Source organism: Pedobacter sp. P26, from assembly GCF_050632135.1.
Classification (GTDB): Bacteria; Bacteroidota; Bacteroidia; order Sphingobacteriales; family Sphingobacteriaceae; genus Pedobacter.
On the sequence record NZ_CP192574.1, the window covers coordinates 35,876 to 55,915 of the forward strand.

A 20,040-nucleotide genomic window follows, 5' to 3' on the forward strand; every position below is an offset into this window, starting at 1 on the left:
ATATTATTTTAAAAGATGCTGAAACAAGTTCAGCATGACGTGACTACTAATTTTACGCCATAAACCTTCTCTACCCTTAACCTTGCAAACTATCTGCCAAATGGCATTTTAGGCATACCTTTCATCATGGCGGCTGCGGCTGCAGGGTTAGAAAACTGCTTCATCATTTTACGCATATCTTCAAACTGTTTAATGAGCTTGGTTACTTCTTCTACCTTACTTCCTGAACCTTTTGCAATACGTAAACGGCGACTTTGCTGAATGCTATCCGGGTTTTCTTTCTCAAATGGTGTCATCGAATTGATGATGGCTTCGATTGATTTAAAGGCATCATCCTGGATATCTACATTCTTCATCATTTTACCCACACCTGGTATCATGCCCATCAGATCTTTCATGTTGCCCATTTTCTTGATCTGCTGAATCTGGTTGTAGAAATCGTTGAAATCGAATTTGTTCTTGCGTATTTTCTTCTGCAATTCTGCAGCTTCTTTCTCATCGAACTGCATTTGTGCACGCTCAACAAGTGAAACCACATCACCCATACCCAAAATACGCGATGCCATACGATCTGGATAGAAAACATCCAGCGCTTCCATTTTCTCGCCGGTACCGATAAATTTAATAGGCTTGTTTACTACCGATTTAATGGAAAGGGCCGCACCACCACGGGTATCGCCATCCAGTTTGGTTAAAACAACACCTGTAAAATCTAAACGGTCGTTAAATACTTTGGCTGTATTTACCGCATCCTGACCAGTCATCGAATCCACTACGAATAAAATCTCGTGTGGTTGCGTTTTAGCCTTAACTTCAGATATTTCGTTCATTAAAGATTCGTCGATCGCTAAACGACCTGCGGTATCAATAATGATTACGTTATTTCCATTTTGTTTACCGTGTGCAATACCTTCTAAAGCTATGCCAACAGGATCGTTTGATGCACGGTTTGCGTAAACTGATACACCAACAGAAGTTCCTAAAACTTCCAATTGATCTACAGCCGCCGGGCGGTACATGTCGCCTGCTACCAATAAAGGTTTTTTGCCCTTGCCTTTTAAGTGTAAGGCCAGTTTACCTGCAAAAGTAGTTTTACCCGCACCGTTTAAACCTGCAATCAAGATAATGGTAGGGTTTGCTTTAGTATCTAACTCTGTAACTTCACCACCCATTAAGGCTGCAAGTTCATCATTCATTATTTTGGTAAGCAGCTGGCCCGGAGAAACGGCGGTAAGTACGTTTTGCCCCAAAGCTTTTTGCCTCACATCATCAGTAAATGTTTTTGCTGTTTTATAGTTAACATCGGCATCTAATAATGCTTTGCGGATTTCCTTCATGGTTTCTGCCACGTTAATTTCCGTAATGCTGCCTTGTCCTTTTAATACTTTAAACGCTCTGTCTAGCTTGTCCTGTAAATTATCAAACATCTTTTTTTAAGCTAAAAGCTTCATGCCAAAGGGCAAAAAGCTACTTGTTTTTAATAAAAGGCAAATGTATCAAATTTTGCTTGTAAATTGCTGCACCTCAAAGGCAAAAATCTTTTTTTGAAAATGAGCAGTTCGATTTTCATAGGTACTGTACTCCCACCATTCACTTCAATCTTTTTGTGCCTCAGCATGACAGCTAAGTTTGGGAGCAGTGCAGCAAAAAGTATTTCCGTTTCTGTCGGGTTTAAGTACAATGGTTTCCGCCCGGAAGGAAAGGAAATAACGGACAAAATATTGCGCTGAAACAATAAAGTTTAAATCGTTGAATGACTTAAATTTTATGTTTTTTCATTTAGGTGCAACATTTTGGTTAAGGCATGGTCTTATACCGAACTAACCTAAACGAATGAAACGCTGCATCATCCTTCTTTTTATATTTTCTTTTGCCTTTTCTCAGGCTCAGGATATTTCGAAACAGCGGCAACTGGAAGCGAAAAGAACGGTACCAAGCCCAAAAATAGATGGCGTTTTAGATGACGAATGTTGGAACAATGTTCCCGTTGCCACTGATTTTATTCAGATCAGGCCAAATCCTGGAAAGATAGAAACTTATGATCGGCGTACTGAAATGAAGGTGATTTATGATGATGTAGCCATTTATGTTTACGCCCGGATGTACGATCACCCTGATAGTGTTTCGCACGAACTGGTTTCGAGGGATAATATCGGCAACGCCGATTTCATTTCGATAATTCTTGATCCATTTTACGATAAAATGAATGGAAACGGCTTTTTTGTTACGGCTGCGGGTGTTCAATTTGATGCCAAATACTCGCAGGTGGGTGATGAAGATGCAAACTGGAACGCGGTATGGGAAAGTGCCGTTAAATTGGACGATAACGGTTGGACCTGTGAAATGAAAATTCCTTATTCAGCTCTTCGTTTTTCCGGTAAGGATATTCAGCACTGGGGATTGAACTTTAGCCGCAGGATACAGCGGAGCAATACGCAAACTTTTTTGGAATTTCGTCGACCCTAAAGTAAATGGCTTCATCAATCAGGAAGGCCTTTGGACAGGGATAAAAGATATTAAACCGCCATTAAGGTTATCTTTTTCACCCTATATTTCGGCTTATGTAAACCATTATCCGGTTAATTTGCCAGGGGTAAAAAACACCACCGCGCGGTTTAATGGCGGGATGGATGTTAAATATGGAATTAACAACAGTTTTACTCTCGATATGACACTTGTGCCCGATTTTGGTCAGGTGCAATCAGATAACCGGATCCTGAATCTTACCCCTTTTGAAGTAAAATTTAACGAAAACCGCCAGTTTTTTACCGAAGGAACCGAACTGTTTAACAAAGGCGATCTTTTTTATTCTAAACGGATTGGCTCAATTCCGTCTTACTACGATTACAGTGGCGTGGGGAATGATAAAATTGTAAAAGATCAGAAAGAAGCCAAAGTGCTGAACGCCACAAAAATATCTGGACGGACGGCGAAAGGCCTGGGTATCGGGATTTTTAATGCGGTTACCAACGGCATGGAAACAGAAGTGGAAGACGCGCAGGGTAACATCCGCATGGTCGAAACCCAGCCCCTTACCAATTACAATATTCTGGTATTCGATCAATCACTAAAAAATAATAGCTCGGCAACATTTATCAATACCAATGTGTTAAGGCGGGGCTCGGCTTATGATGCCAATGTAACTGCATTGCTGTTTAACCTAAACAATAAGGGGAACAAATACTTTGTTAATGGCGCAGGTAAAATGAGCTATTTAAGGGGTAAAGAAACCAGTACCGGATATAGTTATGGGCTTAAGTTTGGTAAACAGAGCGGTAATTTTACCTGGAGCTATTCGCAGCAATATGCCGATGATAAATTCGATCCTTCTGATTTGGGTTTTTTTACCAATAACAATTTTTTAGATCAGGTGCTGGATTTTCACTATAATGTCTATAAGCCAAGCAGTTGGTACAATCAGTTATTAAGCTACTTTAATATTTTATACTCTAGGAGAGCTATACCAGGCAGCTTCCAAACTTTTTCTGTAGAAGGCGGACCTTATGTTCAATTTAAAAATCTTTGGTCGGCAGAAGTAAACGGTATCTATACCGCTGCAAAAAACGATTTCTACGAATCGAGAAACGGTCAGGTATATAAAACCCCCGAAAGCTATAGTTTCGTTTTATATATTAATCCAAATCGCGCAAAGGCTTATAACTTTGGAGGAAACATCCGCTACAGGGAACAGGAACTTTTTAAGGGCAAAGAGTACAATTTTTACTTTTTCCAGAACCTGCGGATAAATGATAAAATTGCTTTTGGTTTAGATCTTAACTTTAACCCAAATTATAATTATGTAAATTGGGTAACGGCACAGGGTGATAAAGCTATTTTCTCCAAATACGACCGCAGAACGGTAGAAAATTCTTTCGATGCCAAATATACTTTTACCAATTTAATGGGTTTTACAGTGGTGTTGAGACACTATTGGAGCGACAGAAGAAATAAAGAATTTTACCTGCTTAAACCTGATGGCAATTTGAGCAACTATACCGGAACGCCATTAAACGGGCTAGACAGAAATTACAATGTATTTAATATTGACTTAATTTATACCTGGCAGTTTGCTCCAGGCAGCACTTTATCCGTTTCTTATAAAGATGCGGCAGAAACTTACGATACTTATTACACAGAACGCTACAATAAAAACCTGAGCGGAATTTTAAATGCCCCGCAAAATAACAGCCTTTCAGTTAGGGTTTTGTATTATGTAGATTATCTGGACCTTAAGAAAAAAAGGAAAAAAGGTTTAGAAAGATTTGGTCTGGGCATTTCCTGGCCTTGGGTTTAAACCTAAGGCCGGGAAAAAATATACATCCAGGACTAAAGAATAAAGACTGGGGACTTTGGACTCCAAACGCCCAACCAACCTACCGCGCTTTCCCCGGGCTTATGCCGAATTTCTTGCTAAATGCGCTGCTGAAATGCTGTACTGAAGAATAACCCAGTTCATCCGAAATATTTTTGATGTCTTTGCTGCTATCGGCCAGGAGCTCTTTAGCCCGCATTAATTTATAATCGCTCAGATAACCAAAAACAGTATTTTTGAACACTTCTTTAAAGCCATGCTTCAGCTTAAATTCGTTTATTCCTGCGGTTTTGGCCAGTTCGGTTAAAGATGGCGGATGATTGGCATTGGCCAGCAGGTATTCCCGGGCATAATAGATCCTTTCTTTATCATAAGCCGATTTAATAGCAGGATTTACGGTTTTTTTAGCTGCTTGTTCAAAAGCTTGGGCCTGTAGTGCAAGCAGTTCCAAACATTTAGACTGAAGAAACAATAATTTTAACCCACCTGTAAAATGGCAGTTCATAATATCTTTAATGCAGCTATGCATGGCCAGGGTAATGGGCAGGTTTTCTGATGAAATTTCTACCGAACGGCTGTTCATGATGTTTTCGGCAAAATTCTTTAACAGGATGCTGCTTTCGCTGGTTAAATCAATAAAACGTGACCTTTCAAAATTTATCTCAAAAAATTTATGCGGACCTCCCGTATCAAACTCTGCCATCCCGTCAAAATCAGGACTATAAATAATGTTATGCTGGTTTGCTTTAATATCCAGGCGTTTATTGGTGAGGTAATTTTCCATAATGCCTCCGCCAGTAAGTGCAAAGTGGAGCTCTACCATATCAGGTTCATCAAAAGATTTAATGCGCAGGCGGCTTTGTTTCACCACCATATCGCCGTAAACGATATAAATGCCCGAAAAAGCAATCTGTACGATCTCTGCATCGCCAAAAGGGAAACTGTATTTATCCCGCCTTTCGGTTACCAGTGGCTGATTAAATTGAGCAATGTCGAACTTACTTCCTACAACATAATATTTATCATCGCTATCGTAAATGTTTAAGGCCATAAAATCCTTTTGATATAAACTTTAATCCTTTTGGTATAAAAAGATCCTTTTGTTAGACAACTACTTTTGTTCAAAGTTACTAAACAAAAGAATACGATGCCTAAATTACCTTCATGGCTGGCCAACACAATGGAAAAAGTGATCAGCAATAAAATATATCAAGTAGAAGTTGTAGAAACCAAAATGTTAAGCAGCAACTTAAAGTGCGTTACCTTTAAAGGCGATTTTTTTGAAGCTAAATTTATACCCGGAAACGAAGTATTGCTGAGGGTTAACGCCAATGAATACAGACATTATACTTTATCGGGCTTTGACGAAGCACACGAAACCTGCGAAGTGATTTTTTACCTGAACAGGCAAGGGCCCGGACATCATTTAGCTGTAAATATCCAAAAAGGAGACCGTTTAAAACTGATTGTAGATCAGGCAAAAGTAAAATACAATGAAGCATCCAATCAGCATTTCTTTTTTGGCGATGAAACCAGCCTCGGTTTGTATGAGTCGCTGGGTAAAAAGGTAATTGATGAAGATGTAGAGTATTTTGGGGTGTTGGAACTCCAGGAAGAAAACCTGAATTCAGTTGAACACCTCAAATTATTGATTGATACGGTACCATCTGACCTGAATGCCCCTGCGAAAAATGCCATCAACTGGATGGACAATATGCACCCGCTATGTTGGGAAATGTGGCAAAATGCTACGTTTTACTTAACAGGCAGGGCAAAATCAGTACAGCAGTTTAAACGTTACCTAAAACAAAGGGGCGTAGGCTTTAGGCAGATTATTACCATGCCGTACTGGGAAATGGGTAAAATAGGTGGCGGGTAAACCTATCTCGGGAAGGTAAAGCCAAAACCCAGCGCTAAAGTCTGGTTCGCCTGTATTTTGTTCGTGCCTGTATCCTTATCGAACAGGAGTACGCCAGTTAAACTCGTGTTCATAAAACGATTGATTTTTGCCGTTAATGCAACATCTAACCGGTGATCAATATTGCTCATCTTAAAATCCTGATACGGAATGAACATCTGGTAACGTGCCTTAAGATTCGTATTGGTAAATATATCCTTATCAATTGCACTTACAATCTGAAAAGCCAACTCATTACGTACTTTTTTGCCATAATCTACCCCAAAAACACTAGCTTTTGGCGGTTTGGTATTATCAACAGGATCAAGAAAAAGCTTTTCATCCAAGACAAAAGTTTGGCGTGCAGTACCGGTACCTATACGGGTAGAAAAATATTTAACAGGCTTATACTCGAAACCAATAGATTCTGTTAAATAACCCGGGCCCATAAATTTTGAAATCAGCGTGGCGGTTTCCTGGCCGTTTACCATACTGTAAGAATAACCATTATCAAATTGGGATTCAAAACTTAACGATCCAAAAGAAGAACCAGCTTTTAGAAAGCTGGAAAGAAGCTTTATTATCCCAAAAAATACGGTCGTTGGTTTTCTTTTGCAGCTGATCTTTATTTTTGATTTTGCCATATTGCAAAACAAGCTCGCTTACATAACTGTAACTGTCTTTGTTGTATTCTGCCTTCCAGTTAACCAAACCGCCAACGGCTACAGAGTTGGTACCACCACCTTTCCAATTGTTACTGAATTGGGCCTGGTTAATGTTGATACCAATGTTGGTTCTTGTTTTCCAGTAATTAATCCTGGCGTTTACAACCAAAGGCTTAATTTTTACAGGCTCAAAGTTTAATGGTCCCTGCCTGCTTGGCAACGGACTACGTTTTAACTTTTATATTCAGGTCTTTAGTATTGATCGGAATTGTATCAATTTCCTGTGCATATAATTTTGTAGAGCAGAAACTTAGAATCAGGATTATGGCAGCTAAACAGTTCTTCATTACCTACAAAGAAAAAGAAAAATTTTAGAGATAAAAAGCATTTAACAAAATGATTGCCAGAACAACAATGCAATTTGGACAGAAAATCGCCTTATAATATTGATCTGATCCAGCCGTACCAATTGCCGTTTTTCAGATAATTAAGGTCGGTATCATGATTATAAGCTTCCTTTTCAAAAACAATGTTCCGATAAGCCTGGTCGTGGTTTTGGTATTTAAAAAGGTTGATAAGGTAATTAAAAAGATACAGCAGATAAAAAGGCAAAATAAGCAGTTCTAACTGTTGGCGCAAATGGATTTTCTCGTGATTAATCATCTCTGCATCGTTTTTAAGCTTTGAAGATTTTAGCAGGATAAAAGGAAAGATGGCCATGCCAGCTGCCGGAAGTTTTTTAACGATCAGGATTGGCGCCTTCACAGCTTATCAATGGTTATTTTGGGCAATGCCGGCAATTGTAAGGCTTTAGGATTTAACCTGTAGCTTTTATAGGCATTCCTGATAAAAAGATTAAAGGCGTAATCTGTTGCATCTAATACAAATTGATAAGTAGGGCGATATTGCTGCATAAAATCTGTCAGTTCGGCATCTTTTATACCTAATACCTGGCTGACAAGACTGGCACTGAAACGATAATCAATCAGGTCTTCACGATAATCTTTTTCCAGAATTTTTTGAAGGTGACGGGCATTTCTTCCTTGTCTGCTTAACAGGTTATAGATCGCATCGATACCTAAACCAACACCACCATTACTTAAATTCAATAAATCTTTACTACTTCCCTTCATGGTTTGGTAACGGTATTCCTGAACATTTTTTTCGTATTGCTGCTGTGGGCTCAATCTTTTTTGTTGAATAACTACATCGCGTAGTCTGATGCCGAGCGATCTGAGTTGAAAATATGCAGCAGTTTGGCCTTTAAAAACAATGGTATCAACTCCATAGCCTGATAAAGCTGCAACCAAGGTATCACCTGGTAGGGCAAAGGTACTAAATTCGCCTTTTGTGTTGTTATATAAGCCATCACCCGTACGGATGTTGTAAATATACACTTTGGCCAAACGCTGCCTGGTTTCTTTATCAATAACAATTCCCTGCACAGGTTTATTTTGTGCATGAAGCCACGTAGAGAAGCCAAGAATAAATATAAAGGGAATAAAAAATTTCATTAAGCTACAAAACTACAAATATCTTGCTGGCGATGTTTGTACTTAACATTATTTAACCTTAAGTGTTTGACCTAGCTTAATAGCGTCGGTACTCATTTCGTTTAGCATTTTTAACTGATCGACTGTTAAGTTAAAGCGTTTAGCAATATTGTACAGCGTATCTCCTTTAACAACGGTATAAGTGCCATCGGCAAGAATTGGTTTGGCGCCTGCAGGTGGTGTTTCTACTGGTGTAAACTTAGCCTTCTCCTGGGGAATATTTTGATTGATTTCTGTAAAAACACGATCCTCGCGCGCAATTTTCTGCTTTTCGCTTTCTGGTTGATCGTACTGGTAAAGCTGATATTTTTCGATGGTATTGATTAACAGATCAGGATATTTAGGATTAGTGGCATACCCCGCTGTTTTTAATCCCTGTGCCCAGCTTTTGTAATCGTTTTTATCCAGTTGGAAAAGAAAACTATAACGTTTGCGTTTTAGAAACTCAGAATGATCCCTGAATGATTCGCGGGCATCTTTATATACCCTAAAACAGTCGTTTTTTTGGTCATCATCACGGAAATAGTTTTTTCCTTTCCATTCTGAAGTACATTTAATGCCGAAATGATTATTGGCATACTTGGCCAAATCGCTGTTTCCACTGCCTGATTCTAAAATACCCTGTGCTAAAGTAATACTTGCAGGAATACCGGCCGAGTTCATTTCTTCTATGGCTACGCCTTTAAACTCATCAATATAACTTAAGGTATTATAGCTTTTGTATGAGTTATTATTGGCTTTGTTGGCTGCTTTTTCAATCTGTTTGTTGTTTTTGGAAAATTTCCTGGAACCGCATGAGCTTAAAAAAACGAGGATTGTCGCTAATAGGATAAGTTGGTTGGATGAACGCATTGGTATATGATTAATTGTGAACTGAAAACTGTGAACTGAAATAGGTTAATTGTGAACTGAAAATTGCAAACTGAAAATTAGACTTAGGACTCATAACTAAAACTTAATCTTCTGCCCTGGTTTTAAATTTGCTTTTTTGATCCCGTTTTTCTGCATCAGTTTTTTTACTGTTGTACCTTTCTTTTTGGCGATGATACTTAAGTTATCGCCCGATTTTACAGTATAAGTTTTTGTTGTTCTTCTGCTTCTGGTGTGGCGGCGTACCGGAGTGGCATAAACAGGTTCTTCGTATCCTTCCGGTCGCTCATCGTATTGGTAAAGCTCATATTTTTTAATGAGTCCAATAACCTGACTGGCCCATCTTCTACTGCTGGCATAACCACAGCGGCGGATGCCGTAAGCCCAACCCTTGTAATCGTACTGATCGTACTTCGCAAACAGGTTGTTAAAAGGCTCGCGGGTTTCCATTATTTCAACAAAATGGCTGTAAGATTCGTCCGCATTTAAATAATCGCGGTACGAAGAATGGATATCTGCATTGTTGTTAGGCCCTTTTACACCAAAATGGTTATTGAGGTGCTGCGCAATTTTACTGTTTCCGGCAGCAGATTCATGTATGGCAACGGCTAAAATAACGCTGGCCGGAATTTTATGATCATGCATTAAACCTTGTGCATATTCTACGTGCGCTGCAATATATTCTTCTGTGTCTTGCGCTTTTGCAATAATCCCCGCTAAAAGGAGCAGGCAAAAAGTAAAGATTTTCTTCATTTCTTTTTTGGTTAATAGACCATGGTTTAATGGTTAATAGCCTTGGCTTAGCAGGCAATGAGCCATTAACTATATGCCATCATCATTTCTTCCTGATCACAAACAAACCATCACGCACAGGTAAAATCAATTTCTCAACCCGTTCATCTGCAGCTATTTTATCATTAAAACTAGTAATATTTCTGGTGTCTTTATCCTGTTTCTCCTGGAGTACTTTTCCACTCCATAGTACATTATCCACAATAATAATCCCGCCCGGGCGTACACGGTCAAAAATGAGATCATAATAGGTACCGTTGTTTTTCTTGTCGGCATCGATAAAAACAATGTCGAAAACTTCATCTAAACTTGCTATTGTAGTGGTAGCGTCGCCAAGGATGTAATTAATCTGATCGTTATATGCTGATTTGGCAAAGTTTCTGCGAACCATATCTTCCAGTTCTTCATTAATATCCAGCGTATATAGCAGGCCATCATTTGTTAATCCCTCAGCAAGACATAAGGTGGCATAACCAGTAAAAGTGCCGATTTCTAAAATCCTCTTAGGGGAAATCATTTTGCTGAGCATGCTTAACACCCTGCCCTGGTAATGGCCTGAAAGCATACGGGGCATTAAAACTTTAAGGTTGGTTTCGCGGTCTATCTGTTGAAGCAATTCGCTTTCAGGTTCGCAATAAGCAATTAATAGATCTTGTAAATCGTCGTTTATCAGGCTCATTTTTTGGTTATAAACGGTTACTTTCCATAAAATATTGTAAAATGATGGTTGCAGCAATGGTATCAACCCTGTTTTTATCCCTTCTGTCGCTTTTTTTAACCCGCTTTGCATAATGGCCTGATGCGCCATTTTAGAAGTAAAACGTTCATCAACCCAGTGTCTTGGGATATCGGGAAACGATTTTTTCAGCAGCGTAGCAAAACCTTTCACATGTTGTGCCGAATCAGACGGAGAACCATCCATTTGTTTAGGATCCCCAAGCACAAAGGCCCCCACCTGCTCGGAAAGCATGTATTTTTTAACATATTCGATCACATCTTTCGGGTGCACCGTATCCAGGCCTGTTGCAATTAGCTGCAAAGGATCGGTTACCGCAATGCCGATGCGTTTTGTTCCATAATCAAATGCGAGGATCCGTGCCATAAGTTAAGCGTTGGGTGTTTGGCGCAAAGCGTTTACTACCGTTTAAAAATAAAAGCCAAAGGTAAGCTTTTTGAAATAATCGATAAACATAAGTGCTAATGCCTTGGTAACGTGTTTGTTGTTAACTGAAAAATTGATTTGTTCTATTTTTTGGAAAGCAAAACCTGTGGTACTTGGGTAGGTGCTGTCCTGCTGTATGCTTTAGCCCTCATGCTTCGGGGCTGCCGCTCCCATCAGGTTTAGTTGATGCAGGCCAGTTCGGTTGGGTAAAGTTGCATAGTGCGCTACTTGATGTTCCCGAAGAATTACTGATTTTAGTTAAATAAACCTGATAGAACGAAAAGCCCGGAGCGCAGCGAGGACTTAAAGGGATAGCAGGACTGCATTTGCCATTGAAACAGAACCAGCCATTTCCAAAAAAACAATAATGAAGCTTCGCTATCGCTATACGATGGGCAGGCAAACTCTTAAATTTTGAAAACTTAGGCGGTTGCTACATGCCAAATATGTATGCCGAACGTAAGAACATGGTCACTTGTGTGTGAATCTCATATCTATTTCTTATTTTGCACCAAATGCAGTTTAAAGAAATTATCGGACAGGAAAGAGTGAAGCAACAATTGGTGCAAACGGTTAAAGAAAACCGTATTAGCCATGCGCAACTGTTTTTGTCGCCTGCTGGCTCTGGAGCTGTACCCCTGGCCATTGCCTATGCGCAATACATCAATTGCCTTAATAAAGGAGAGAACGATAGTTGTGGCGAGTGTTCGAGTTGCAGAAAATACGAACGCCTCATCCACCCCGATCTGCATTTCTCCTATCCGTTTTTTGCTTCTGCCAGTGTAAAAACTGCTGTAGATGTGTTGGATGAATGGCGGGGTATGCTGATGCAGGATCCTTATTTTGATATGGATATCTGGCGCTCCAAGCTTGATGCGGCCAATAAACAGGCCAATATCAACATTGCCGAATGCCACGATATTATTAAAAAGCTGAGTTATAAGGCCTTCGAAGCGGAAACAAAGGTTTTAATTATGTGGCTTCCGGAATACCTGGATAAAGCTGGAAATGCCTTGTTAAAATTAATCGAAGAACCGCCTGCAAATACACTGTTTATTTTAATTGCGCAAAGTCAGGATCAGATTTTAACCACCATCCTATCCAGGACGCAAATTGTGAAAATCCCAAAACTTTCGTCGGAAGAGGTTACAGGATATTTATTAAATGCAAGCGGATTAACTGAGCACCAGGCTATTGATTATTCCTTTTTGGCCGATGGAAATTTAATTGAGGCCAAAGCTTTGGCTGCCGATACACAAAGCGACAGTTCGGGCACCTTTACCGCCTGGCTAAGGATGGGTTTTGGAAATAAAGTTCCCGATCTGATCGATTTTACCGATGAGGCTGCCAAATGGGGAAGAGAAAACCAGAAGAATTTTTTAAAATATGGCGTAAATTATTTACGCGAATGCTGTTTAATTTTAAGTGGTGCCGAAGAATTGGTTAAATTACCTCCATTAACATTCGAAACCGCCAAAAAACTCAGCACACACGTGCTTACCTTACCTATGGCAGAGGCCATAATCGGCGAACTGGAAAAGGCACATTACCACATTGAAAGAAACGCGAACCCGAAAATTCTGTTTTTAGATGTATCTTTACAATTGGTAAAAATTATCAAGTTTAAAACGCTCCCTGCGGGGACTCAATATATATACAATTAATATGGGATGTGGAAGTTGTTCAACAGGTGGTGGTTGCACCCCTAATGGATGCAAAAGTAATGGCTCATGCGGCACCGGTGGTTGCCAGACAATGGAAGTTCACGATTGGCTGTCTAATTTGGATATGCCTTCTAATTATAAACCTTTTCAGGTTACCGAAATCAAATTTAAAGGTTCACGTAAAGAGTTTTTCCTTAATAATGATAACATTTACCTCGAAATCGGGGAGCTTGTTGCTGTTGAAGGACCAACGGGTGGTTTTGATGTGGGGCACGTTTCGCTTACGGGAGAACTGGTAAGAATCCAGATGAAACGCCGTAAAACCGCACTAGATCAGGTAACCAAAAAATCTACCGTAAAGCTACCGAAGCCGATGTAGAGAAATGGAATGCTGCCAAAGGGATGGAATGGGAAACCATGCACAAAGCCCGTAAACTGGCATTGGATTTACGTTTGCAAATGAAAATCAGCGATGTAGACTACCAGGCCGACAAAACCAAAGCCACTTTTTTTATACGGCTGATGGGCGTGTGGATTTCCGCGAACTGATTAAAAAAATGGCGGAGAGTTTCCGTATCCGCATTGAAATGCGCCAGATCGGAATGCGTCAGGAAGCTGGTCGTTTAGGCGGAATTGGCTCTTGCGGGCGCGAATTATGCTGCTCTACCTGGTTAACCAACTTCAAAACGGTTTCTACGGCTGCGGCGCGTTATCAAAATTTATCATTAAATACGTTAAAACTTGCTGGTCAGTGCGGTAAATTAAAATGCTGCTTAAACTATGAGCTGGATACCTATCTGGATGCTTTAAAAGATATTCCCGATAGAATTGAAAACCTGGATACTGAGGCCGGTTATGCCCGTCACCAGAAAACCGATATTTTCAAGAAAATCATGTGGTTCAGTTACCAGGGGGATGAAAACTGGATTCCGGTGAAAGCTGCACGTGTAAAAGAGATCATGACGATGAACAAGGCGGGTAAAAAAGCGCCTAACTTAAAAGAAGAAGCTGTTCAGATTGCCGCGCCGGTTGTGGTAGAAAAATCTTTCGATTACGAAAATGTAGTTGGTCAGGATAGTTTAACCCGACTGGACGAACGTTCTCGTAGTAAAAATAATCAGAACAGGAACAACAATCAGAAAAATAACCGCAATAACAACCAAAATAAAAGGGAAAGAGTTCCTGCCGGAGAGAAAAATGCAGGCCCTAGTAATAGGCCGCAGCAGCCTCAACAGGGGGCGCAAAAAGCTCAGCAAGGCGGAAAACAACCTAACGGACCAAAACCGCAACAAAATGCAGGTCAAAAGCCTCAACAGTCAGTGCCGAAACCACAGCATGTTAATGGGCCAAAACCTCAAAATAATAAACCAAAGCAGCTGCAAGGACCAAAACCTGTAGTTAAAGCTGAAGGAAATGTTACGGTAGAAGGTGCTAAGCCAGAACAAAGCAAAAACAAGAACAGAAATAATCGTAGGAAAAACAATAACCGCCGAAACAATAATAATGGCTCAGAAAATAAACCTGCTGCTGAATAAAAGACAAGTATTCTTGCTTGGTTTTTTATTGATTACTTCGCTATTTGTGGGCTGTACATCCAGCGTAATTGATAGTAATGTAGAAATTGCAGGCCGCAGGTGGACCTACCGTAACCATGTTTCGACCACATTTGAGATTAAGGATAATACTAAGGCCTATAATATTTATTTTAAGCTTAGACATACCGCCGATTATAAATACGCCAATATTTTTATCCTTGTTCATTTTAAAGATGGCAAAAAGATGGTAACGCGGCGTTATCAATACAAACTGGCCAAAAATGATGGTGAATGGTTGGGTAGCGGATCTGGAAATGTATTCAGTTATACTTTACCTATGCTTACCAACTATCATTTCCCTCATAATGGGAAGTTTGAGATCGAAATTGAACAGAATATGCGCGATAATCCGCTTTTGGACGTAAGCGATGTTGGTTTAACTGTAAGTGAATCCCTAAGCAATCAAAATTAATTAACTCTTGAAAGCACCTCTCTTTAGATTAATCTTTTTGGGTTTAATCTTAACACTTTCATCATGTGTCACCGTCTACCAGCTTAGCCCGGCCAAAAACAACTTCAACTACAAAAATAATATTGAATATGAAGTGTATGGAATGAGTTCTGCAAGCCAGCAAGCCACAGGAAATAGCAGAATAGTTGCTAAAAAAGGCTATACTTTTGTTAGCGTAAAGATGAAAGTGACTAATAAAACAAACGAAACAGTTGATTTAGATTTCTCAGAAGTTTCATTATTAGATCTTGTAAATAAAGTAAAATACCCGGTTTCTTTTGTGTACCAAGCTACAGTTGTTGCAATACCAGCAAAAAATAAAACAACTTTAGGGCCTCAAAAAAGTTTAAAAAGAATATTGCTGATTAGCTATCCGGATAAAATGAAGCCTGAACTTTTAGAAATTACTGGTGAGAGGTATGAAATTCAATTTTCAAAATAAGCTATAGATATTTTAACAGGCTTTCCAGTTTCATTCCTCGCGAGCCTTTGAGTAATACTAAATGATCTTGAACGGAGTTTTCTTGTAAATACTGAGCAGCCTCAGCAGGTGTTTCGAAAAATATGCCTTTAAAATTGTCTTTAAATATATAGAAATCCTTTCCGATGAAAATGAGCTGATCCAAACCACTTTCGTTGGCCTGTTTTGCAATAAGTTCATGCTGAACAGGTGATTCAGGGCCTAATTCGAACATATCTCCCAAAATAGCGGTTTTTTTACCGGACGATAATACGGCGATATTTTTCAGTGCCGCGGTCATGCTACTTGGATTGGCATTGTAGAAATCGCAGATCACCGTATTTTTTTCAGTTTTGGTGAGTTGCGAGCGGTTATTTTTCGGCTGGTAATTCGATAAACCGGTGTTGATCTCTTCTGGACTCATGTCGAAAAAATCTCCTATGCAAATTGCAGCCAGGATATTTTCAAAATTATAACTACCAGTTAAATTGGTTTTTACTGATGATGAAACCTCATGATTGGTCCAGTCTACTTCAATAAAAGGATCGCTGCTTTTTAAAGCGCCTTTAATGGTATTCCCATTTTCGGTTCCATAATAAATCAGTTTGTTTAAACCTGCAGCAGTACTCATTTCGAGCAAATTAGGATTATCCCTATTGATAAAAGTATAACCACTGGTCTGTTTAAGGTAAGCGTAAAGTTCTGCCTTGCCTTTTTTTACCCCTTCAAAGCCACCGAACCCATCTAAATGTGCCATACCTACATTGGTAATAATGCCGTGAGTAGGCTGTGCGATGGTGCAGAGCAGTTCTATTTCCTTTTGGTGGTTTGCGCCCATTTCAATTACCGCAACCTGAACATCATCGGTAATGGATAATATAGATAATGGAACACCAATGTGATTGTTTAAGTTACCAAAGGTTGCAAAGGTTTTATATCGTTCGGCTAAAACAGCATTTACCAGTTCTTTGCTCGTGGTTTTTCCATTGCTACCGGTTAAACCGATAACAGGGATGTTAAGCTGCTTACGGTGATGACGAGCCAGATCCTGTAAAGTACTTAACACATCCTTTACCAATAAACACTTATCGCTGTCTGCGTATTTTTCTTCATCAATTACAGCAAATGCAGCTCCTTTTTCTATGGCCTGAGCGGCAAATTCGTTGGCATTAAAAAGATCTCCTTTTAAGGCAAAGAAGATACAACCAGGCGTAATGTTTCTTGTATCGGTAGAGATAACAGGGTTTTCCAGGTAATAATCGTATAGTTTTTCGGTTGTAATCATGCTTATCGTAAAAAATATGATGTAAAATTAAGCTTTCGCGCCAACAAAAAACAAAATTAGTACATTAGGTAAAATTATTTTCCTATGAAGAGACTCTTAACGTTCTGCCTAATCACCCTTTGTACTGTTTTGTTTGCGCATGCACAGCTAAAATCTCCTGATGATTTTTTGGGTTATGAACTCGGCTCGCACTTTACCCCTCACCACAAAGTAGCCGATTATTTTAGGCAAACCGCTGCGGCTTCTGCTAAAAACATGAAGCTGATAGAGTATGGTAAAACCAATGAGGGCCGGCCGTTAATGGTGGCAGTTGTTTCTTCGCCAGAAAATGTAACCAAACTGGAACAGATCAGGAGCAATAATTTAGTTTTAGCAACTGGCACCAATAATAGTGTCGATCTAACCAATCAGCCTGCTATACTTTGGTTGAGCTATAATGTACATGGCAATGAGGCAAACTCTACTGAAACTGCCATGAAGATGCTCTATACCTTGGTTTCGGGCAATATCAAGCCTGCCAACGAGTGGTTAAAAAATACTGTTGTGGTAATCGACCCCTGTTTAAATCCTGATGGAAGAGACCGTTACGTAAACTATTTTAATAGTGTGGTAGGGAAAATGCCTAATTCAGATCCCTCCTCCAGGGAGCATATTGAACCCTGGCCAGGTGGCAGGCCAAACCATTATTATTTCGATTTAAACCGCGACTGGGCCTGGCAAACACAAATTGAGAGCCAGCAACGATTAGACCTGTATAACCAGTGGATGCCACAGGTACATGTTGATTTTCATGAACAGAGCTATAATGAGCCTTACTATTTTGCGCCAGCGGCAGAACCCGTTCACCAGGACATTACGCCCTGGCAAAAAAGTTTCCAGGTGGTTGTTGGTAAAAACAATGCCAAATACTTTGATGCCGAAGGCTGGCAATATTTCACTAAAGAACGTTTCGATCTGCTTTATCCCTCTTATGGCGATACTTACCCTTTGTATAATGGATCAATCGGTATGACTTATGAGCAGGGCGGAATCAGAGCCGGATTATCAGTGGTAACCAACGATGGGGATACGCTTACCTTAAAAGACCGTATCGCACACCACTTTACAACAGGAATGTCGACCCTTGAAGTGACTTCTTTAAACCATAGTAAATTATTAGCGGAGTATAAAAAGTATTTCCAGCAGGAACTAGCCAATAGCCCGGGCATTTATAAAAGTTATATTATAAAAGCGACTAATTTATCGCGCTTAAAAAAACTGGCCGGACTCTTAACCAAAAATAAAATCGAATTTGCTTATGGTGGAGATAAAACCGGTAAAGCTTACGATTACGATACCCAAAAGGAAGAAAATTTTAGTATCGCCCGAAACGATTTAATTGTTAACATTCAGCAGGCTAGAGCAGTTTTGGCTAACGTTTTATTAGAACCCCAAACTTTTGTAACCGATTCTAATACTTATGACATTACGGCCTGGGCCCTACCCTATGTTTATGGATTAAAGGGCTATGCCAGTAAAGAAAGTATAAAAGGAAAATTCCCGGCAATTGAAGAACCGGAGGTAATCAATCACGAGCTTGAGAAGCCCCTAGCCTGGTTATTTAGCTGGGGAACAAGCGAAGATGTTCAGGTTTTAACCGCGCTGCAAAAGGAAAATATAAAAGTGAGGCAGGCCGATCAGCCATTCTCGGTAAACGGTAAAGACTATCCCGCAGGAACCCTGATTGTGTTGAGGGCTGAAAACGAAAGATTGATAAAAGGGATGAAGGATAAGGTTACATCGATTGCCAAAACTTTGAACAAGCCCATCCTGGCCATTAGCAGTGGTTTTGTAGAGAAGGGAAAAGATTTTGGTTCTAACGTTTATCCATTGTTAAAACAGCCTAAAATTGCCATTGTATCTGGTATGGAGGTTTCTTCTCTCGCTTTTGGCGAAGCCTGGTTTTTCTGGAACACGATTTAAATCTTTCCCCAATTATTATTAATACTAAGGATCTGAATAACCTCGATATTAATAAGGTAAACACTTTGATTTTGCCCGATGGAAGTTATAGCGCTTTTATAGGCGATGGTTTAACTGTATGGCTAAATAAAGGAGGAAGGTTGATCTTAATGGAAGATGCTATAGAAAGTGTATTTGAGAAAAAAGGCTTCGATATTAAAAGAAGGAAGCTGTGGTAAAAAAAGATGAAAAGCCAGAGGCAAACAAACTTCTTTTTAAGAATAAGGACAAGGATGATTTTGAAACTATTATTCCCGGTGCAATTTATAAGATCAATCTTGATTCCAGTCACCCGTTTTCTTATGGCCTGGGTAAAACCTATTATAGCTTAAAAACAGACCGTAAGATCTACGAGTCTCTTGTTAAAGGTTGGAATGTAGGGTTGATTAACGAAAAAAGTTTAATGGCCGGTGTGGTTGGCAAAAAGCAAGGGAAGAGCTTAAAACTGGCCTTCTTATTGGCGCACAAGATTTCGGACGAGGCCAGGTGATTTATTTGGCTAATGATCCTCTTTTCAGGAATTTTTGGGAAGGTGGTAAGACGCTTTTCGGAAATATCCTGTTTTGTAGTTATTAGTGCATGCAGCATATAGTCAGTTTAAATTTTTTTAACAAATATAAATGGCCTTTTGCTATCACAAGAGCGTAGTCGATTGCTTTATTAATGTGTTGGAATGGTCTTCGGCTACGCTCAGACTGACATACGGAATAAATTTTATTTAATTTTAAATAGGCTTTTAGTGATGTCAATTTTATCTTGCTGGAAGCCAACATCAAACAGTAAATGCGGTGAATTTTTAATCCTCGGGTGGGAACGAACCGCGCCAGCTATCCCTGCGGCATGAGTATTCAGGCTGGAAATATAATATCATTTTTCTTTTTGTTCGGTTTGTGAAGTTTTGAGATAAAGATACTCTCCAGGCAGGCATGGCTTTTAATCCTAACCACCATTCCTGTTATGATTTCCTGTGTTAACTACAAAAGTATATAATTGAAATCTCACCATTTTTCAGCTAAATAAAACCTATTTAAGTTTTTGTATAGTCTTTTTAAACTTATCAGCATGTTATAAGTATGTTTTTCTTTTAGTTTTCTATTCTTTATGGTTTTTTCATGAATATCGTCTGTGTTTTTTTATTCGAAATTTATTAATGTTAATTTGTTTTTTATTAAAAATCATTTTTTGTATTATTATTTTGTGTTTTTTGGCTTTATTTTTAATTTAATTCTAAATTATTTAAAAATAAAATCAATTTTTGTATTAATTATTAATTAATATATGTTTTTTTATGTTTTTATTTTAAATAATTTCGGTTTTTAATGCTGATTATTGG

The 20,040-nt window shown here is 39.2% G+C and carries 21 protein-coding genes and 2 pseudogenes; 12 read left to right on the forward strand and 11 right to left on the reverse strand.

Translation table 11 applies throughout. The features are described 5' to 3' along the window. Positions 1–89: 89 nt before the first annotated feature. Complete coding sequence (ffh, locus tag ACQ86H_RS00220) at positions 90–1,427, reverse strand: signal recognition particle protein (protein ID WP_121285452.1); 1,338 nt, start codon at positions 1,425–1,427, stop codon at positions 90–92. Positions 1,428–1,833: 406 nt separating this feature from the next. On the opposite strand from ffh, the gene ACQ86H_RS00225 reads away from it, so the two are divergent. Together ACQ86H_RS00225 and ACQ86H_RS00230 are read left to right on the forward strand one after the other, a co-directional pair. Then, the gene (locus ACQ86H_RS00225; RefSeq protein ID WP_431293448.1) at positions 1,834–2,466 is read left to right on the forward strand and encodes a carbohydrate binding family 9 domain-containing protein; all 633 of its coding nucleotides are present in this window, start codon (positions 1,834–1,836) and stop codon (positions 2,464–2,466) included. A gap of 85 nt (positions 2,467–2,551) precedes the next feature. After that, entirely contained in the window at positions 2,552–4,294 is a 1,743-nt protein-coding gene (locus tag ACQ86H_RS00230; protein WP_431295499.1) for a DUF5916 domain-containing protein, read from the forward strand. Positions 4,295–4,373: 79 nt separating this feature from the next. Here the strand turns inward: ACQ86H_RS00230 and ACQ86H_RS00235 are convergent, their stop codons facing one another. Beyond that, positions 4,374–5,363: a helix-turn-helix transcriptional regulator gene (locus ACQ86H_RS00235; protein WP_431293449.1), complete on the reverse strand. Its 990-nt coding sequence runs from the start codon at positions 5,361–5,363 to the stop codon at positions 4,374–4,376. A gap of 96 nt (positions 5,364–5,459) precedes the next feature. Between ACQ86H_RS00235 and ACQ86H_RS00240 the strand changes: the two genes are divergently transcribed. Next, on the forward strand, positions 5,460–6,191 hold the full coding sequence (locus ACQ86H_RS00240) for a hypothetical protein (protein WP_431293450.1): 732 nt from the start codon (positions 5,460–5,462) through the stop codon (positions 6,189–6,191). A 2-nt stretch (positions 6,192–6,193) separates the two neighbouring features. Here the strand turns inward: ACQ86H_RS00240 and ACQ86H_RS00245 are convergent, their stop codons facing one another. The 8 genes and pseudogenes from ACQ86H_RS00245 to ruvX form a co-directional block, all read right to left on the reverse strand. Further along, entirely contained in the window at positions 6,194–6,700 is a 507-nt protein-coding gene (locus ACQ86H_RS00245; RefSeq protein ID WP_431293451.1) for a hypothetical protein, read from the reverse strand. A 31-nt stretch (positions 6,701–6,731) separates the two neighbouring features. Continuing rightward, positions 6,732–7,094 (reverse strand): DUF3078 domain-containing protein, encoded by a 363-nt coding sequence (locus tag ACQ86H_RS00250; RefSeq protein WP_431293452.1) that lies wholly within the window; start codon positions 7,092–7,094, stop codon positions 6,732–6,734. A gap of 218 nt (positions 7,095–7,312) precedes the next feature. After that, on the reverse strand, positions 7,313–7,639 hold the full coding sequence (locus ACQ86H_RS00255; protein WP_431293453.1) for a hypothetical protein: 327 nt from the start codon (positions 7,637–7,639) through the stop codon (positions 7,313–7,315). Continuing rightward, the gene (locus ACQ86H_RS00260; protein WP_138819145.1) at positions 7,636–8,388 is read right to left on the reverse strand and encodes a hypothetical protein; all 753 of its coding nucleotides are present in this window, start codon (positions 8,386–8,388) and stop codon (positions 7,636–7,638) included. Before ACQ86H_RS00260 ends, ACQ86H_RS00255 begins: the two co-directional genes overlap by 4 nt. Positions 8,389–8,436: 48 nt before the next feature. Further along, complete coding sequence (locus ACQ86H_RS00265) at positions 8,437–9,279, reverse strand: glucosaminidase domain-containing protein (protein WP_431293454.1); 843 nt, start codon at positions 9,277–9,279, stop codon at positions 8,437–8,439. A 96-nt stretch (positions 9,280–9,375) separates the two neighbouring features. After that, positions 9,376–10,050, reverse strand: a complete 675-nt coding sequence (locus tag ACQ86H_RS00270; protein ID WP_138819143.1) for a glucosaminidase domain and LysM peptidoglycan-binding domain-containing protein — start codon at positions 10,048–10,050, stop codon at positions 9,376–9,378. 82 nt (positions 10,051–10,132) lie between these two features. Next, positions 10,133–10,768: an O-methyltransferase gene (locus ACQ86H_RS00275; protein ID WP_138819142.1), complete on the reverse strand. Its 636-nt coding sequence runs from the start codon at positions 10,766–10,768 to the stop codon at positions 10,133–10,135. A gap of 7 nt (positions 10,769–10,775) precedes the next feature. Then, positions 10,776–11,191 (reverse strand): annotated as a pseudogene (ruvX, locus tag ACQ86H_RS00280) (Holliday junction resolvase RuvX). A 575-nt stretch (positions 11,192–11,766) separates the two neighbouring features. On the opposite strand from ruvX, the gene ACQ86H_RS00285 reads away from it, so the two are divergent. The 6 genes and pseudogenes from ACQ86H_RS00285 to ACQ86H_RS00310 all read left to right on the forward strand — a co-directional run bounded on the left by ACQ86H_RS00285 (position 11,767) and on the right by ACQ86H_RS00310 (position 15,403). Next, entirely contained in the window at positions 11,767–12,915 is a 1,149-nt protein-coding gene (locus ACQ86H_RS00285; protein WP_138819140.1) for an ATP-binding protein, read from the forward strand. Position 12,916: 1 nt separating this feature from the next. Further along, positions 12,917–13,294: a hypothetical protein gene (locus ACQ86H_RS00290; RefSeq protein ID WP_431293455.1), complete on the forward strand. Its 378-nt coding sequence runs from the start codon at positions 12,917–12,919 to the stop codon at positions 13,292–13,294. Between the two features lie 23 nt (positions 13,295–13,317). Beyond that, positions 13,318–13,454: pseudogene (locus ACQ86H_RS00295) on the forward strand (PSP1 C-terminal domain-containing protein); the annotation flags it as partial. Beyond that, positions 13,446–14,450, forward strand: a complete 1,005-nt coding sequence (ricT, locus tag ACQ86H_RS00300) for a regulatory iron-sulfur-containing complex subunit RicT (protein ID WP_431295500.1) — start codon at positions 13,446–13,448, stop codon at positions 14,448–14,450. The pseudogene ACQ86H_RS00295 and the gene ricT, both read left to right, overlap by 9 nt. Continuing rightward, positions 14,419–14,922 (forward strand): gliding motility lipoprotein GldH, encoded by a 504-nt coding sequence (locus tag ACQ86H_RS00305; RefSeq protein WP_138819138.1) that lies wholly within the window; start codon positions 14,419–14,421, stop codon positions 14,920–14,922. The genes ricT and ACQ86H_RS00305 overlap by 32 nt, the downstream gene beginning before the upstream one ends. 7 nt (positions 14,923–14,929) lie before the next feature. After that, a complete protein-coding gene (locus ACQ86H_RS00310) occupies positions 14,930–15,403 on the forward strand; it encodes a hypothetical protein (protein WP_138819137.1) in 474 nt (157 codons plus the stop codon). A 1-nt stretch (position 15,404) separates the two neighbouring features. Here the strand turns inward: ACQ86H_RS00310 and ACQ86H_RS00315 are convergent, their stop codons facing one another. Further along, a complete protein-coding gene (locus ACQ86H_RS00315; RefSeq protein WP_431293456.1) occupies positions 15,405–16,706 on the reverse strand; it encodes a UDP-N-acetylmuramoyl-tripeptide--D-alanyl-D-alanine ligase in 1,302 nt (433 codons plus the stop codon). Positions 16,707–16,790: 84 nt separating this feature from the next. Here ACQ86H_RS00315 and ACQ86H_RS00320 point away from each other — a divergent pair, with 84 nt between their 5' ends. The 3 genes from ACQ86H_RS00320 (at position 16,791) to ACQ86H_RS00330 (ending at position 19,197) form a co-directional block, all read left to right on the forward strand. Further along, complete coding sequence (locus ACQ86H_RS00320; protein ID WP_431293457.1) at positions 16,791–18,668, forward strand: M14 family metallopeptidase; 1,878 nt, start codon at positions 16,791–16,793, stop codon at positions 18,666–18,668. A gap of 71 nt (positions 18,669–18,739) precedes the next feature. Then, positions 18,740–18,886 carry a hypothetical protein gene (locus tag ACQ86H_RS00325; protein WP_431293458.1) on the forward strand — a complete coding sequence of 49 codons (147 nt, stop codon included), beginning with the start codon at positions 18,740–18,742 and terminating at the stop codon, positions 18,884–18,886. After that, entirely contained in the window at positions 18,880–19,197 is a 318-nt protein-coding gene (locus ACQ86H_RS00330; protein ID WP_431293459.1) for a hypothetical protein, read from the forward strand. The genes ACQ86H_RS00325 and ACQ86H_RS00330 overlap by 7 nt, the downstream gene beginning before the upstream one ends. Positions 19,198–20,040 lie beyond the last annotated feature (843 nt).